This window comes from Novipirellula rosea, assembly GCF_039541335.1.
GTDB lineage: Bacteria > Planctomycetota > Planctomycetia > Pirellulales > Pirellulaceae > Novipirellula > Novipirellula rosea.
Genome location: NZ_BAABGA010000035.1, coordinates 321,258 through 337,809, shown reverse-complemented (window position 1 = coordinate 337,809; position 16,552 = coordinate 321,258). Strand labels below are relative to the sequence as shown.

Genomic DNA, 16,552 nt, shown 5'->3' with positions numbered 1-16,552 from the left:
TCGCAAAGACTTTCGACGGGCGGCGATATAAAACACGCGCCCTCGTTATCCCTTGATTTCATCCCACTTCAATTCGTGTGGCATGACGTTTTGCTTGACCGAGACGGCGGCGGCACGTCCAGCGGCTTCGCCCATCGGCACCGAGTTGCCCGTCACTCGGTAGCTCGAATGAGCGATAAAATCACCACTGATACATCGACCTGCCATCAGCAAGCCGTCCACATCGGCGGCAATCAACGCGGGATAAGGGATGTCATACGGCCTCAGTCCCCCTTTTTTGAATTCACGGCTGATCTCTTTGTTGCCGTGTGCGTTCAACGCGTGCACATCGATGGAAAAACGGGCTTGGCAGACGGATTCAGGGTGCTTCAATCCTTTGCCGAGATCTTCGGCGGTGATGTGATAGCGACCGCGAATGCGTCGCCCTTCACGAACCCCGATCTGCTCGGCGGTCGCGACGACGGCGATGTCTTTCCAGATCCCTCCGATGCCTCGCAACCCGTTGACGATCTGGTGAATTTCGCGACGTGCCTGGATAGTCGCATCGGTAATGGCATCGGCATCGAATGCGGACACACCGTACTCGTGATTGGTCATGATCGAGTAAATGCCGCTGTGCAAATGACGCAGCGTGGGACCGCGGTACGAGGGGGTAATTCCGTGGTCTTCCATTAACTTCAGTAACAATGGCTTTGCCGACCGGTCCGTTTCGCGAATGTAGGGGCGAACAGCTTCCGCATCGATCCCGGTCAACAACGCCAGCATCGACATCGGTTGACACTCACAATCGCTGCCCATCCCGACGTCAAAACGACATCCTGCGTGGGCCGCCAAATCGCCATCGCCGCTGCAGTCGACAAAGCGGTCAGCCAACCAGGCTTCGCGTCCTGATTTAGATTCGGTCAGCACCGCGACCACACGGTTGTCCGAATCGGTCACAGCGCCAACCAACCGTGTATGCAGGCGAATTTTTACTCCCGCATCGACGCACAGCTCTTCCAGAACCAGTTTGGCAATTTCAGGATCGTATACGGTGCCACGTGAATCACGTGCGACCTCGCTGCCTCGCGATGCAAACGCCGTAAGCAGTTCGTCCATAATCCCCGACTTGTTTTCAGCATCCAGGATCTTGGTCAGCAGCCCTGCGGTCCAGACACCCCCTAAACATCCGGCGACCTCGATCAATTGCACCGACGCGCCCGCTCTGGCCGCTGCCAATGCCGCGGCGATCCCTGCGGGGCCACCACCACAGACCAGTACTTCTGTTTTCCCAGCGACGGGAATCGCCCGCTGTTGTTCAATCAGTTGCTGGCCGTCTGGGGCAAGTGACGCGTGAGTTTGCAACACATCGCCGCTGACAGGATTTGCCAGCCGCTTGGCCTCGTTCGCATTGGCAACACGAGTGTCGGGCGATGTGAGAGAGGCAGAAACAAGCAAGCCACCAGCGGTCGTTTGCAGAAAAGTGCGTCGCGACGTTGTATTACGTTTCATCTTGTTGTGATCCAATTTGGGAAGGGCTTCCGAGGGTCACGAGTGCCCATCCACCGCCGAAATTTACATCTACGAAAACACGCGAGTCGTGTGCCTCGCAGCTGCTGTATAGACTAATCGATTTAAGAACGCAAATGTCGCCGCGTCTGTTAATCTCGTCTCGGTGCGAGTGACAGGCTCGGACCGCCCCCATTCATCCGAAGGCTGCCAAACCAAGGCATTCGCATCCTAAGCAAACGACTCGGATTGCGACCACTCAAAGAAACCGATCGCATCGAGCTCGCCTTTCAGTTTTTCGGTTTCGCCAGAATCCAAACGAGCTTGAGGCAACCGGCATCCGCCCACCTCCAAACCTCGCATCCTTAGCACTGCTTTCATTGCCGCGTGAAATGGAAAGTGATTGAGCGTTCGGATCATTTGAATTGACTGTGATTGCAGCTTCCTTGCTTGATCCAAGTCGCCTGATTCAAAAGCGGCGATCAAGCGACCGTACAGTGGTGCTGCGACATTGTAGGTACTGCCGATCGCAGCGCGTGCTCCGGTGGCCAGCGCGCCGAGCAACATCTCATCACAGCCCCAGACAACATCAAACCTTCCATTGTCGCTTTCCAGGCAATGTTGGAACTCGAACAATTTGGTGTCGGTGTACTTCAGCCCGACAAGATTGTTGATCTGATCACCGCCGCATTTCATGAACTCAGCCACGTCAACTGCGGATCCCGTCAAAACAGGAATGTGGTAATAGTAAAAGGGTAGCTTAGATGCCCCGCCTGCAATTTCCGACATACAAGCGGCCAACGTTTTGGCATCGCGAACGGGAAAGTAAGAAGGACACGTTGCCGAAATTGCGTCCGCGCCGATTTCCGCAGCATGCTCGGCAAGCGATCGTGCTTCGCGAACACTGTTGTGTCCGACTTGCACAATCACGGGGACACGACCGGCGGTCGCTTGGACATAGGCTTCGGTGACGCGGCGACGTTCGTCACTTGTCAACGACATTCCCTCGCCCGTGCTGCCGCAAACGTACAGCCCCGAAACGCCTTGGGGAAGCAAATGCTCGACGATGGCGGGAACAATATCGAGATTGATTTCGCCACTGTCATGTAATGGCGTATAGGTGGCGGCGACAAGTCCGGCGAGTGGGGGCATGTTCATGGCAGGCATCTGTCCGGTGCGTGAGGAGGGAGGAAAAATCATCGCGACGCGACGACGAACAACGAGGCTGCCATGGTCAAAACGGGCGGCCTGAATGCAAGACCTGGCAACGCGACGTGTCTAATCTAGCATCATCGAGTTTGCTTTGATCGATTACCGTCCCTCAATTGACCGCATTGAGTTGGCTCAAGTCAATTGGCCCATTTCAAGTGACTCGCCACAAGTGCCCCCGGCCGCACCGCGTAATCAAACTTTGCTCTTCACTTCCTAAATTGTTTACATCACGCACAATGAACACTTCTACTTTGAACCGGCAACTTGATCGCGGACGCATGCCATCGCCGTTAAGGCACAGATCGCGAAACGCTGAATGAATCGAAAGTCCATTTTCTTCTGTGGACACGAATCGCTGCGACTCGCGGCGCCTCAGGGGAATTGATCGCACCACAAGAGCTAGAGTGGCTGGTGGTAACAACTCTTATCCAAAACATTCGCGAAGTTCGCTCATTGACTTGCGATTCACGCCTCCTGCGATGTTCTTGTCACAGTCCGATAAATCACTGCTACTGGCGTCGTACCCGCGTTTTTACGCCCTCGCAGGCTGATTTGGCAACGCTGATGACAAAGCACCGGGCTTAGGAAAGTGCCGTGTTGCGGAGCGGGCAAACCGATTACAATACAGCTCCCCGCCGAATGTATCCACTATTTAGTACATTCCCCCCCCTCCCTTCCTCAATCCCTCGGATACGATCCGACGATGGCTCGTTTTACGTCCACTTCACCCAATCGGTGCACGCTCGCGCAACGCAGCGTGAAGTTAGTTCGCTGGCCGATTCCAATCCGCTTGCGAGTTTCACCAATAGCGTCCGCGATGCGGTTCGCACGCCGCTGCGCTGTTGTCGTCGTATTCAGCGTCGCCGTGTCTCCCGTCGCGGCGGAACAGTCCGAAGCGGAATGGAGCAAGGCATACGAAGCGACGATTCTGCCGCTGATGAAATCACATTGTTTGGACTGTCACGGTGAAAAGGACGCGGAGGGTGAATTCAATATCGCCCAATTCAACGACGGCAAGATGGCGATCAAGCATCGCGATTCGTTTGAACGCATCGTCAAACGAATTGAGTTAGGTGAGATGCCACCTGAAGACAGCGAGCCGTTTACCACCGAACAAAAACAGGCAATCCAGACGTGGTTTGATGCTCGGCCCAAACAAAAGCTGTGCGATGAATTAGCGTCCGACAGCACACAGAAATGGTACCGTGGCAACGTCATGTCACGACGATTGACGCGTAGCGAATATCGGTACGCAATCGAGGACCTTGTCGGCACGCCACTTCCCGATTCGATCAGCTTGCCATCGGACGGCAGCGGAGGCGAAGGTTTTGACACCAATGGTGACTCGCTGTTCCTATCGCCGATTCACCTGGAAAGCTACCTGCGGGCCGCTGACTGGGCCGTCACGAAGTGGTTATCTGCGGAACGTCTCGACGAGTTAACAAAATCGGATGACGCAACGTCATTTCGGAAATCGGCGCAAGACATTGTCCATCGGTTTGCTCGCCGAGCGTGGCGACGTCCGACCGAGGAGGCCGAAATCGAACGGCTGATGACGCTGTATGATGCGGAGATTAAACGGAGCGAAACATCGGAAACCGAAGGCAAGCAGCCCGCGGGCGTCAACGCGATTTCGCAACCGCTCAAAGCCATCTTGTTGTCGCCACACTTCTTGTTCGTAGTGGAAAAGGAAGCACCCGAAGGTGGCGTCCAGCGATTGACGGCTCACGAATTGGCGATGCGATTGTCGCTGTTTCTGTGGTCGTCGATCCCGGATGCCGAGTTGTCACAGTTGGCCGATTCCGGTCAGATTCTCAACAACGAAACGGTCAAGACGCAAGTCACGCGGATGTTGTCGGATCCGCGATCGGACCGCCTTGGCGAGAATTTTGGGCTGCAGTGGCTAGGTCTGACCGATTTGAAGTCGAAAACGCCCGACCAAGAGGTCTTTCCCGATTTTGACAATGCGCTGCTCGCCGACATGCAGCACGAAGCGACGTCGTTTGTCAGCGATATATTCCGTCAAGATCGACGGCTGTTGGATTTGATCGATGGCGATCATGTGATCATCAATCAGCGGCTCGCCGAGCATTACGGATTGACCGAAGCCGCTGACGGTCTCGCCAAATCGAAATCCGATGACGCATCCGAGTGGAAGCGAGTCCAAGTCGAAGATGGACGTCGTGGTGGCGTGATGACTCTCGGCGCAGTACTGGTCAAAACATCGCACTCGCGTCGCACCAGTCCGGTATTGAGAGGCCAATGGATCCTGAGCGAGGTCGTAGGTTCTCCGGTGCCACCTCCGCCACCGGGCGTTCCGCCGCTCGAGGAAACAACCGCTGGCGGCGAGGTCGCGACGTTGCGGGAACAGCTCGAAATCCATCGCAAAAACCCAACCTGTGCTTCGTGTCACAACCGGATGGACCCGCTTGGTTTCGGTCTGGAAAACTTTGATGCACTGGGGCGATGGCGTACAATGGACGGGCAAAATCCGATAGACGCCAGCGGCCGCTTGCCATCGGGCCAGACGTTTAGTGGGCCGGCGGAACTAAAGTCGCTCGTTGCTAAGCGAGCAGATGAATTCCGAAAACACTTTGTCAAAAAGCTGCTCGGATTTGCGCTGGGCCGTTCGCTCAGCAAATTCGATGATTGCGTCGTAACCGAATGTTTAAAGCAACTTGAATCCCACGATGACCATGCAGCGATCTTGATCGAGACCATTTGTTTAAGTTACCCCTTCCAGCACCGTTACTTTAAAGCTTCGGTCGACGCAAAATAGTCGCTCCCTTTCGTTTGCAAAGCATCACTCTGGCAATGAATCCACACGATCCGACAAGGTTTCCGATGAATAACGCCTCACGTCGCCGCTTTCTAAAAGGCATGGGAGTTTCGCTGGCTCTGCCGTGGATGCATTCCGCGTTGCCATCCTCGGTTCGCGCTGCGACTGATAAAACGAGCAGCAAACCGCCGCTACGAACCGCGTTTTTGTATTTCCCTAACGGGGTTTGGGAAAAAGCCTGGGTGCCCGAGACTGAGGGCAGCGACTACGCGCTGACGCCATCGCTAGAACCGCTCGCCGACGTGCGGGACGACATCCTGGTACTGAGTGGGCTTGATAAGAAGAACAGCCATGGTGGTGACGGTCACTACGCAAAAACCGCCAATTTTTTGACAGGAATGCCGGTCACCAAGACCACCAGCAAAGACATCAGCAGCGGCGGCATTTCCGTCGACCAGTTGATTGCCAAGCAATTTAAAGGCAAAACGCCGATCGCATCGTTGGAATTGGCGACCGAACCGGTCGTCTCGGGGATCGACAGCAACGTTGGCTACACACGTCTGTATGGTTCGTATATTTCGTGGGAAACCCCCAATCGACCTGTCGCGAAAGAGATGAATCCTCGGATCGTCTATGACCGATTGTTTGGACGTGAAGCGAAAACGTCGCAATCCGAAGCCGAGTCTTACCAAAACTTGCTCGATTATGTTCTCGACGATGCCAAGCGTGTTCGAGGACGTCTTGGACGTGACGATCAATTTAAGATGGATGAATATCTCGAAGCGGTTCGTGCGGTCGAACGCAGGATTGAATTTGCCACACGCGAGCAGGAACGGGATTGGGAGCCGAGTATTGATCCAGTGGAAATTGCCCGTCGACGCCCCGGAGTTCCCAATGATTTCCGTGAACACATCGACGTGATGTTGGATCTAATGGTGCTGGCGTTCCAAACTGATTTCACGCGAGTCGCATCGTTCATGTTTGCCAACGACGTCTCGGGACGCAATTTCTCGTTTCTTGATGGCGTCAAGGGAGGCCATCACGAGATGAGCCATCACGAAAACAAGGATGCCAAGATCGACCAATACCAACAAATCAACCGTTGGCACGTCGAGCAGTTCGCGGCGCTGCTACAAAAAATGAAAGGCATTCAAGAAGGCGAATCGACTCTGCTGGACAATTCAATGATCATGTTCGGATCGAGCATTTCCGATGGCAACCGCCATGACCCCGATAATTTGCCGATCTTGGTTGCCGGCCGCGGTGGTGGCAGAATCCAAAGCGGGCGTCATATTGCCTACAAAGAGATGCCTCTGTGCAACCTCTATCATTCGATGCTGGACGTTAACGGCGTCGAAGTCGAATCGTTCGGCGACAGCACCGGCCCATTGTCCGAAATCAGCTCGTAGCGAATAGCTAATAAGTGCGGCCGTGAAGCGGCATTACCGCTGCCACGGCCATTTACCGCTAGTGATCTAGGGTTTTAGCACCACTTTGATGCACCCGTCCTCGCGGGCCTCGAACGTCTTGTACAAGTCAGGTGCATCTTCGAGTCTTGCTCGGTGCGTGATGATGAACGACGGGTCGAAACCATCGTCAACAATCCGCTTTAGTAATGGTTCCATATAGTGCTGCATGTGGGTTTGACCACTCTTGATGGTCAGCCCCTTATTCATCACCGCGCTCATCGGCATGCCATTCAGATTGTCGGTGTAGACGCCAGGCACCGAAACCGTCCCTCCCTTGCGACAACACTTGATCGCTTCAGCCAGCGAATAGGGATGATTCGCCGGAACGTGAGCCGCCTCACGAAGATCGTCAACGGTTTCCTGCACGCTGCCTGCGGCATGCGACTCCGCTCCGACAGCGTCGATACAGCGATCCGGACCTCGCCCCGACGTCATCTCCATCAATTTTTCGTAGACATTGGTTTGCTCGAAATCGATGACTTCAGCGCGTCCTTTACTCTTTGCCAACGCCAATCGTTCGGGAACCCGGTCAATCGCGATCACGCGGCCGGCGCCGAGCATCCAGGCGCTTTGAATCGCAAATTGGGCGACCGGACCACAGCCCCACACGGCAACCGTGTCGCCTGGTTCGATACCACAATTCTCTGCGGCCATGTAGCCGGTCGGGAAAATGTCCGACAGAAAGACAACTTGGTCATCATCGATCCCCTCAGGCACTTTGATCGGTCCGACGTCCGCATACGGTACACGCAGGTATTCGGCTTGCCCGCCAGGAAAGCCGCCTAACATGTGCGAGAAACCAAACAATCCCGCGGGTGACTGCCCCAACACTTCGGCAGCCTGGGCTGCGTTCGGGTTCGATTCGTCACACAGTGAATACAAATCGCGATCGCAGAAAAAGCAGGAACCGCACGAGATCGTAAACGGAACCACCACGCGATCTCCCTTCTTGAACTTGGTGATCGCGTTGCCCAGTTCGACAATCTCGCCCATCGGTTCGTGGCCAATCACGTCGCCCGCTTTCATCGTCGGCATATAGCCGTTGTACAGATGCAAGTCGCTACCACAGATTCCCGAAGAAGTGATTTTGATAATCACGTCGCGAGGATCTTCAATCTTGGGATCGTCAACGTTATCAACGCGAACGTCATGTCGTCCGTGCCAGCAGATCGCTTTCATCTTTGTATTCCTAGGTGCACCGCGAACGGTCCCAAATCGCGTGTGGATGGATGTAGAAAATTTTGTTTGAAGCCGACTCGGGACCCACCGGCTGAACTTCAGTAGTCATTATCTCAGTAGCGGCACGGCGCAAGCCGTCCGGTTGCAGCGAGTGAAACGTCTGAAATCTACCGGGCTGAAATCTACCGGGCGACTCGCGCCGCTCCGCGATCAAACCTCGCCACCTTGGTGTCACAGTGGATGACATTACGGAGGCGTTTGTTGGACGTCACTACAGCGAAGCGGATGCACGCAAACTGCATTCCATTTTTCAAAACAACGAGTCTTCTACGCGTGGGGGCGAATCTTGGAGCGCATTGCCATGACTCGATTGCAGCGGGCGCGTCCATCATGGTCGCTGCCCGAACACCCCCTCCCCAAAACGGAAAAAGCTATATGAAGCAAACTCCTGACAAATTTCCTAGAACCTTCATCATGCCCCCCTTACTCAAAAACATGGCTTAGTCGGCGGAGCATCCTTTCCCCGGCGACGCAACGTGCCGGGCCAGAAAGTGCCAGAAAAACCGCCGTTTTTATACGATGATGCTGCACCGGCCTGATTCGCCGACATGACGTGGCGAACTGATTTCAAAGCTCGCATTGTCCCTGTTTGACACGATGACTTTCGTCACGGCAACGTTAGCGACTCGTCGCTGCAAAGCGGGACCTGTACACTAGCGTAGCATTCACGCCGCCATCTTTCGCCGGTCAGGTGATCAGAGCATTCCCCCATCCCCTTCCCTCCCGCTAACGAATCAGCACCAGCATGCCTACCCAACCCATTCGATTGTTTCTCTTTCTGTTGACGTTTGTCTGCACCGGTTTCGCAGTGCAAAGTTCGGATGTCATCGCTAACGACGCGACTCCGCTGCAAACGCAATTTGGCGAAGTGAAATGTGACGGCGATTACGCCCATCACCTTCAAGGTGTCTGTACCGACAACAAAGATTCCATCTTTTGGGCATTCACGACGCAGTTAGTAAAAACGGATCGCCAAGGCAAAGTGCGAAAACAAGTCGCAGTTCCCAACCATCACGGTGACCTCTGCTTTGACGGCGGCAAGATCTACGTTGCGGTGAATCTAGGCCAGTTCAACAATCCGCTGGGCAAGGCGGATTCGTGGGTCTATGTCTATGACGCCGAGTCGCTCGAGTTATTGGCGAAACACGAGACCCAAGAAGTGTTCCATGGAGCGGGTGGCATTGGGATCGCCAACGGTCACTTCTTTGTGGTCGGGGGACTGCCCGAAGGCGTGCAAGAAAACTATGTCTACGAGTACGACGCCGATTTTCAGTTTATCAAAAAGCACGTGATCCACAGCAAGTGGACTCACCTGGGAATCCAAACCGCCACATTTCACGATGACGCGTGGTGGTTTGGGTGCTACGGATCACCGTCGACGCTTTTAAAAACCGATGCCGAATTCAACATGATTGGCCGCTACCACTTCAATTGCAGCCTGGGGATTGTCGGTATCGCGCCGAACCGTTTTCTATTCGCACTGGGGCCAAAGACAGCCGAGGGACGCTGTATGGGAACGCTGCACCTGGCTCGCCCTGACGATGAACGCGGGCTTGTCGCAGTCAAGAAATAGCGTTTTGCCCGAGACAATTTGGTTTCATAGCTAGCCGCCCACTGCGATCTAATTGTCGCTAAAAGTTTGTCGGTAAAAGAGTGCCGTTTGTTGCGGTGCGGAGCAAAAGCCAATGCCATCTACATTCGCCCTAACCGAGTGTTTTACTCGCCGCAACCGGATGGCTCGCGCCGTGCCGCTACCAAAAGTCGATGACACTGGCGAACCGTCGCCGGAATTGTGGCGACACGGCGAAGACGATTGTGCAGCGACGAAAACTTTCAGCTAAACTAGCTCCTCTGCGTTAAGTCCCTCCCCTATCCCCCTGCGTCGAACTTGCCCCTATACGCTCCCATGAAACGACACGCCTTTTTCCCTCCGTTCTTATCTCGCATCAGCTTGCCGCTGGTCGTGCTGACCACGTTGCTCGCGTACTTCCCCCGCCATGCGGATGCTGCTGAGCAGCCCAACTTCATCATCATCTTCACCGATGATCAGGGGTACGGCGACCTTGGCTGCTTTGGATCCGAGACGATCAAGACGCCTAACATTGACCGTTTGGCAGAGGAAGGGCGTACCTACAAAAGTTTCTATACCGCGTGCTCGGTTTGCTCGCCTTCACGCGCGGCACTGTTAACCGGAAGCTATCCAAAACGTGTCGGTATGCACCAGCACGTGTTGTTTCCGCAAAGCGATTATGGATTGAATCCCGACGAATACACGATCGCGGATCATTTGGGCAGCCAGGGTTACGCGACCGCTTGTGTTGGCAAATGGCATCTGGGGCATCACCCCGAAACGCTACCTCGCGCCAACGGGTTTGATTCCTATTTTGGTATCCCCTATTCCAACGACATGAATCATCCCGACAACAAGGGCAAGCCGCGGTTGCCATCGGACACACTTTGGAAGGACCAAGCCAGTGCGATCACGATGTGGAAGACGCCGCTGATTCAAAATGAAGAGATCATCGAAGTCCCCGTCGACCAACGTACCATCACCCGGCGGTACACCGACCAAGCGATCGAATTCATCACTGCGAACAAAGAGCAGCCTTTCTTTTTGTACCTGCCGCATTCGATGCCGCATATTCCGCTGTACGTTCCCGAGGACGTTTACGACGCGAATCCCGCAAACGCCTACAAGTGTGTGATTGAACACATCGATGCCGAGGTCGGTCGAATCGCCAACACGGTGCGTGAGCTCGATCTGGCCGAAGAGACTTACATCATCTACACGAGTGATAATGGACCATGGTTGCAATTCAAAAATCACGGCGGCACCGCGGGGCCACTGCGTGATGGCAAAGGAACGACGTTCGAAGGTGGCCAACGCGTGCCTTGTGTAATGTGGGGACCGGGCCGCATTCCGGCTGGCACGTCCACGACCGCATTTACATCGACTCTGGATTTGTTGCCAACCATTGCGGCACTTGCGGGCACCCCGCTTCCCGACTCGGGCAACACGATCGACGGATTTGATATCTCGTCGACCTTTACCAGCGACACATCGCCTCGCGATGAACTGATTTTCTATTCAGCACATGGTGCCTTGGAAGGCATTCGCAAGGGCGATTGGAAATACCTCGAAAAGAGGCCACGCAAACGAAGCAATCAAAAGGATGTTTCGCCCGAGCCTGGAGTGTTTCTGTTCAATTTGGCTGACGACATTGGCGAACAGAAAAATCTGAAAGACAGCCATCCCGAGATCATTGCCGAATTAAAGAAACGCATGCACAAAGTCGATGACGAAATCACCGCAAACGCGCGGCCGGTATGGCGGAAACAGGTTGCCGCATCGAAATAAACCGCTGGTCAATCACGGCAGCGACGCCCCATGTCGGCGAGCGTCCAGTGCGGCTCCCTTGGACACGATTTGCGTGTTTTTGTAGCCGCACGGCGCGAGCGGGCTCTTGATTTAGTGAGCCGCTTGCGTGTAAGCGGCCGGGGGCCACGTATTGCCCGGTGCGCTATGGCACTCGGCTCACCGCCGCTTTTTAACGCTTCGACTTTTGCTTTTTTGCGTTTGGCTTTTCCGATGTCTTCTTCACCAGCTCGCTGAACTGTTCAAGCGAGGCGTTCCACTGAGCTTCCAGTGCCTCGGCTTTTTCAGGCATTTTTGAAACCAAGTTATTCGACTCGGCGCGGTCGGTTTTCATGTCATAAAGCTCCCATGGCTCCCCTTGGGCAGCCACCAATTTCCAGTCGTCGATGCGGATGGCACGGTTACCGTCATGCAGCCACCACAACGCATCTCGCTCGACAGTGACGTCATCCTTGAATGCCGCGACGAGACTTTTGCCGGGAAGTTCAGGGCGTTCCTGTGAATCGTCTCCATCGGCGATTTTGATGTTCGTGACATCCAAAATCGTAGGCAAGATGTCAATCACATGCGACGGCGTGTGTCGTAACTGCCCGCGATCCGCGATTCCGTCCGGCCAATGCACAATCAGCGGCGTGCTGATGCCTCCCTCGTGAACCCATGTTTTGTGACGCCGAAACGGAGTGTTACAGGCACTCGAGAATCCAGGGCCGAGACACAGATAGGTGGCTGCAGATCCAGGCTCGGCATGCGGATCATGACCGCCGTTACGAATCATGATCTCGGCACTCGCGCCGTTGTCGGACGCGTAAAACAATAGCGTGTTATCAAGCTCGCCCATCGCACGCAATTGCTCGACAACGCGGCCGATTTCTTGATCCATCCGATCGACCATCGCCGCATGAATTGCCATCTTGGTAGCCTGGAATCGTTTTTGTTCTTCGGTCAATTGATCCCACGGCAACGGTCGATCGATCTCGCCTGGCCCCAATTCCTTGATCGCTTCGGGAAAGGCGTAAGGAGGACCGACGTCGGGTTCCAATGCCGAGAGCGTGGTATTCAACAAACCGAGTTGCTGCTGTTTGGCGAACCGTTGTGCTCGCATCGCATCCCAACCATCCAGATAACGGTCACGGTATCGCTCAATATCCTCGGGCAACGCATGCAGTGGAAAGTGCGGTGAGATAAATGCGATGTAGTGAAAGAAAGGCTGTTCAGCGAAATTCGTTTGGTGGTCTTTCAAACAGTCGATCGCATGGTCTGCGGTCGCAGTGGTGGTGTAATATCCGGTTTCATCCGCGGGCACCTTCACGGGAACATCGTCGACGAGGTTGCCCTTGTCGGTAAAGAAGTTGCCTTGGTTATTGACACGATAGGATCGGTCGAACCCCGCATCGAGCACGTTGCCGTCGATATGCCACTTGCCGCTGTGGTAGCTGCGATAGCCGTGTGGTTTGAGATATGCGGGAATCAGTTTCGCCCACGACTGACGCACGCCGCGGCCACCGCCGCCGAGTTTCGGTAACGCATCGCGGTGGACTTGTTGAGCATAAAACCCGGTCATCAATGCAGCGCGTGTCGGCCAGCAGCGAGCGGTGTTATAGAACTGGGTGAAACGTAATCCACCATCGGCCAGCGCATCTAAATGCGGCGTCGCGATCTCGCCACCATAACAGCTGACATCACTGTATCCCGCATCATCCGCCAAGATAAAAACGATGTTGGGACGTTTCGCCTGCAGTATGGGTGACGAACTCCACAAAAAAGAAATCGCCGCAAGCAGGATCAAAGTTGTTCGGTTCAATGGGTCAGTCCCGTTACAAATGTGAACGATAGGTGTAAACGAATTCAACGTGGCCTAGGCTTCCAGTCTGGGTTTGCTGTGATCCGGGGGCTGGAAACCTAGACTACGTGGGGTCATCAACGCTGCAGCAATAAAATCGACGTCCCGTTCGGCTGGGCTAGGTAAAATTCCGGGGCGTCATTCCGCTTCAACCGGGGCCGCCTTCGCAGCAGGTTTCGCAGATCGTGTGGCAGCGCGAGCATTGCAGTTTCGCCCTAATTTCGATCATTGCCCCGCCGCATACTGGGCAGGCAGGACGCGTCGGTTGGGGCTCGTTTTTTTTTGTGTCGTTTGTCATGAATCGATGAAACGTAGCTGAAGCGAATTTGTGCGTAGGAACCAGTATAGAAGGATGATGCGAGCCAAAACAATCAACCACGCTGCCCCGACGACCGCATTTTTTAACGGGGCTGGCCCAACACCCGCAATTTCGGCTCAAATACAGCGATCGCAATCCACTCAATCGCCGGAGCCTAATTCGTTGACCGCCACGCAATCGATTCAGCCAGTCCTTCGCAGCGACTACCAGCCCCCCGCCTATTGGATCGACAACGTCGAACTCGACTTCGACCTCGACCCTCGTGAAACCTTGGTAACGGCCCGCATCTCGGTGCGTCGCAACGCTCAGCAATCGTCCAGCACGCTCGATCTGGCCGGTGAAAATCTGAAACTTCAGTCGGTAGCGGTCGATGGCAAGCGTCTGGAGCAAACGCAATATCAACTGCGTGACGGTGGGATGACGCTGCTGGATCTGCCCGAGTCGTGCGTCATCGAAACGAAAGTGCTGGTTTCGCCAGTGACCAACAAGTCACTTTCGGGGCTGTACCAAACCTCTGGAAATTTCTGCACTCAATGTGAAGCGGTTGGCTTTCGCAGGATTACCTATTTCCTTGATCGTCCCGACGTGATGACGACGTATCGTGTGACGATCCGAGCCGACAAGCAAACCTGTCCCGTGATGCTGTCCAACGGAAACCGAATTTCACAGCGAGACCTGGACGATGGGCGGCACGAAGTCGTGTGGGAAGATCCGTTTCCCAAACCGAGTTACCTGTTCGCACTCGTCGCCGGCAATTTGAAATGCCATCGCGGGACGTTCACGACCCGCGACTGTCGCAATGTCGCACTGGAGATCTGGGTTGAGCCGCAAAATATCGACAAGTGTGAACACGCTTTGGTATCGCTGCAAAAATCGATGAAGTGGGACGAGGATGTTTTCGGACTCCAGTACGATCTGGATATCTATATGATTGTCGCGGTCAACGATTTCAACATGGGCGCGATGGAAAACAAGGGCCTGAACGTCTTTAATTCCAAATACGTGCTGGCGCTCCCCGATACGGCAACCGACGAAGACTACATGTTGATCGAGGCCGTGATCGCTCACGAGTACTTTCACAACTGGACGGGCAATCGTGTCACCTGTCGTGACTGGTTCCAATTGACGCTCAAGGAAGGATTGACCGTTTTTCGCGACCAGCAATTCACTGCTGACCAAACCTCCGCCGCAGTCAAACGCATCGATGACGTGTCAGGTTTGCGAGCCGGTCAGTTTGTCGAAGATAGCGGCCCGATGGCACACCCGATTCGGCCTGAATCGTACATCTCGATGGACAACTTTTACACCGCAACGGTTTATCGCAAAGGTGCCGAGATCATTCGCATGTACCACACGATCCTGGGGGCTGAAGGGTTCCGACGTGGTATGGATCTATATTTCCAGCGGCACGATAATTCGGCGGTCACGTGTGACGATTTCCGCGCCGCAATGGCAGATGCCAACAATGTCAATTTTGACCTGTTTGACCGCTGGTATTCGCAAGCGGGAACGCCGGAGTTGACCGTCAGCGAAGCCTGGGACGCTGCGAAGGGCGAGTACGCGCTGACGATGACGCAATCCTATCCACCGCTGCCCGGTGGCAATCCTGGAACCGAGGGCCGCAAACCGGTGCCATTACCGGTACGGGTGGGGTTGTTGGATGCCGAAAGTGGCGAAGAAATCGAGCAGCACGGCGGCGTTGTGATGTTGCAGACGGAATCCGAGACATATACGTTCGGCGGCCTGACCGCAAAGCCGATTGCATCCGTGCTGCGTGGTTTCTCGGCTCCGGTACGTTTGCGAATGCAGCGTAGCAACCAGGACCTTGCCTTTTTGATGGCTCATGATACCGATTCGTTCAATCGTTGGGACGCCGGCCAAACGCTGGCGACGAAATTGCTGCTCGATGCAGCAACGGGTGTAAAGAATGGCGAAAAGCTAAAGTTGTCCCAGGAATTTAGTGACGCATTTGGCCGCGTATTGAGTGACGACTCGGTTGACGAAGCCTTCAAAGCACTTGCGTTAACGTTGCCCCGCGAAAGCGTGCTCGGACAAGAAATGGACGTGATCGATCCCGATTCGCTACATACTGCTCGCCAGTTCTACCGCACACGACTTGCCGAGACTTTTCAGTCCGAGCTGACGGCCCTGTACAAGAATCTGGCTGCTGACGGAGCGTACAAGAACGATCAAAAATCAATCAATCGTCGCCGTTTAAAGAATGTCGTGTTGGCCTACTTGTCAGCACTGGAGACACCCGAGAGCGTGTCTTTGGTTGCCGATCAATTCAATCAGGCCGACAACATGACCGACAAACAAGCTGCATTATCGCTACTGGCAAACTTAGATGTGCCGGCGCGGGATGAGGCACTTACTGCGTTCTACAAGAAATATCAATCCGACCCATTGGTGATTGACAAATGGTTCGCCGTACAAGCAGTTTCGAGTCGCGCGGACACGATCGAGCAGGTCAAGCAGTTGACGACGCATCCCGACTTTAGCGTCGACAATCCGAACCGAGTTCGCTCGCTGATCGGTGCGTTTACCCAAAACCAAGTACGTTTCCATCAAGCCGACGGAGCCGGTTACAAGTTGTTGGCGGATTACGTCTTGAAGATCGAATCGGCGAATCCGCAGTTGGCAGCTCGCTTGGTCGCAGCATTCAACAGTTACCGGCGGTTTGACGAAACACGACAAACGCAAATGCAAAACGAGTTGAAGCGGATCGCTGAGCATCCAGGGCTATGCAAAGACGTCCACGAGATCGTCCAGCGAGCCTTGCATTTTTAGAGTGGAAATGGCTGCTAGCCTGTCGTGCACGCCCCCGTAC

Annotated in this window: 10 protein-coding genes; 6 read left to right on the top strand and 4 right to left on the bottom strand. The window is 54.6% G+C overall.

The window, feature by feature from the left end; genetic code table 11:
* Window positions 1-45: 45 nt before the first annotated feature.
* Window positions 46-1,491, bottom strand: coding sequence for an FAD-dependent oxidoreductase (locus tag ABD971_RS14020; protein ID WP_345322990.1), 1,446 nt, complete (start codon window positions 1,489-1,491; stop codon window positions 46-48).
* A 228-nt stretch (window positions 1,492-1,719) separates the two neighbouring features.
* Entirely contained in the window at window positions 1,720-2,646 is a 927-nt protein-coding gene (locus ABD971_RS14015) for a dihydrodipicolinate synthase family protein (RefSeq protein WP_345322988.1), read from the bottom strand.
* A 757-nt stretch (window positions 2,647-3,403) separates the two neighbouring features.
* Between ABD971_RS14015 and ABD971_RS14010 the strand changes: the two genes are divergently transcribed.
* Complete coding sequence (locus tag ABD971_RS14010) at window positions 3,404-5,479, top strand: DUF1592 domain-containing protein (RefSeq protein WP_345322986.1); 2,076 nt, start codon at window positions 3,404-3,406, stop codon at window positions 5,477-5,479.
* Window positions 5,480-5,544: 65 nt separating this feature from the next.
* Entirely contained in the window at window positions 5,545-6,888 is a 1,344-nt protein-coding gene (locus ABD971_RS14005; RefSeq protein WP_345322984.1) for a DUF1552 domain-containing protein, read from the top strand.
* Between the two features lie 66 nt (window positions 6,889-6,954).
* Here ABD971_RS14005 and ABD971_RS14000 read toward each other — a convergent pair whose 3' ends face one another.
* A complete protein-coding gene (locus ABD971_RS14000; RefSeq protein ID WP_345322982.1) occupies window positions 6,955-8,127 on the bottom strand; it encodes a zinc-dependent alcohol dehydrogenase in 1,173 nt (390 codons plus the stop codon).
* 805 nt (window positions 8,128-8,932) lie between these two features.
* On the opposite strand from ABD971_RS14000, the gene ABD971_RS13995 reads away from it, so the two are divergent.
* The 3 genes from ABD971_RS13995 (at window position 8,933) to ABD971_RS13985 (ending at window position 11,545) form a co-directional block, all read left to right on the top strand.
* The gene (locus ABD971_RS13995) at window positions 8,933-9,760 is read left to right on the top strand and encodes a hypothetical protein (protein ID WP_345322980.1); all 828 of its coding nucleotides are present in this window, start codon (window positions 8,933-8,935) and stop codon (window positions 9,758-9,760) included.
* A 112-nt stretch (window positions 9,761-9,872) separates the two neighbouring features.
* Window positions 9,873-10,028: a hypothetical protein gene (locus tag ABD971_RS13990; protein WP_345322978.1), complete on the top strand. Its 156-nt coding sequence runs from the start codon at window positions 9,873-9,875 to the stop codon at window positions 10,026-10,028.
* A gap of 65 nt (window positions 10,029-10,093) precedes the next feature.
* Window positions 10,094-11,545: a sulfatase family protein gene (locus ABD971_RS13985; protein WP_345322976.1), complete on the top strand. Its 1,452-nt coding sequence runs from the start codon at window positions 10,094-10,096 to the stop codon at window positions 11,543-11,545.
* A gap of 190 nt (window positions 11,546-11,735) precedes the next feature.
* Here the strand turns inward: ABD971_RS13985 and ABD971_RS13980 are convergent, their stop codons facing one another.
* The gene (locus ABD971_RS13980) at window positions 11,736-13,364 is read right to left on the bottom strand and encodes an arylsulfatase (protein WP_345322974.1); all 1,629 of its coding nucleotides are present in this window, start codon (window positions 13,362-13,364) and stop codon (window positions 11,736-11,738) included.
* A 391-nt stretch (window positions 13,365-13,755) separates the two neighbouring features.
* On the opposite strand from ABD971_RS13980, the gene pepN reads away from it, so the two are divergent.
* Window positions 13,756-16,512, top strand: a complete 2,757-nt coding sequence (gene pepN, locus ABD971_RS13975; protein WP_345322972.1) for an aminopeptidase N — start codon at window positions 13,756-13,758, stop codon at window positions 16,510-16,512.
* Window positions 16,513-16,552 lie beyond the last annotated feature (40 nt).

Bases quoted from the DNA above. Each gene is read 5' to 3' on its own strand.
- ABD971_RS14000 (WP_345322982.1), bottom strand. From the start codon at position 8,127: ATGAAAGCGATCTGCTGGCACGGACGACATGACGTTCGCGTTGATAAC.
- ABD971_RS14010 (WP_345322986.1), top strand. From the start codon at position 3,404: ATGGCTCGTTTTACGTCCACTTCACCCAATCGGTGCACGCTCGCGCAA.
- ABD971_RS14005 (WP_345322984.1), top strand. From the start codon at position 5,545: ATGAATAACGCCTCACGTCGCCGCTTTCTAAAAGGCATGGGAGTTTCG.
- ABD971_RS13985 (WP_345322976.1), top strand. From the start codon at position 10,094: ATGAAACGACACGCCTTTTTCCCTCCGTTCTTATCTCGCATCAGCTTG.
- ABD971_RS14020 (WP_345322990.1), bottom strand. From the start codon at position 1,491: ATGAAACGTAATACAACGTCGCGACGCACTTTTCTGCAAACGACCGCT.
- pepN (WP_345322972.1), top strand. From the start codon at position 13,756: ATGATGCGAGCCAAAACAATCAACCACGCTGCCCCGACGACCGCATTT.
- ABD971_RS13990 (WP_345322978.1), top strand. From the start codon at position 9,873: ATGCCATCTACATTCGCCCTAACCGAGTGTTTTACTCGCCGCAACCGG.
- ABD971_RS14015 (WP_345322988.1), bottom strand. From the start codon at position 2,646: ATGAACATGCCCCCACTCGCCGGACTTGTCGCCGCCACCTATACGCCA.
- ABD971_RS13995 (WP_345322980.1), top strand. From the start codon at position 8,933: ATGCCTACCCAACCCATTCGATTGTTTCTCTTTCTGTTGACGTTTGTC.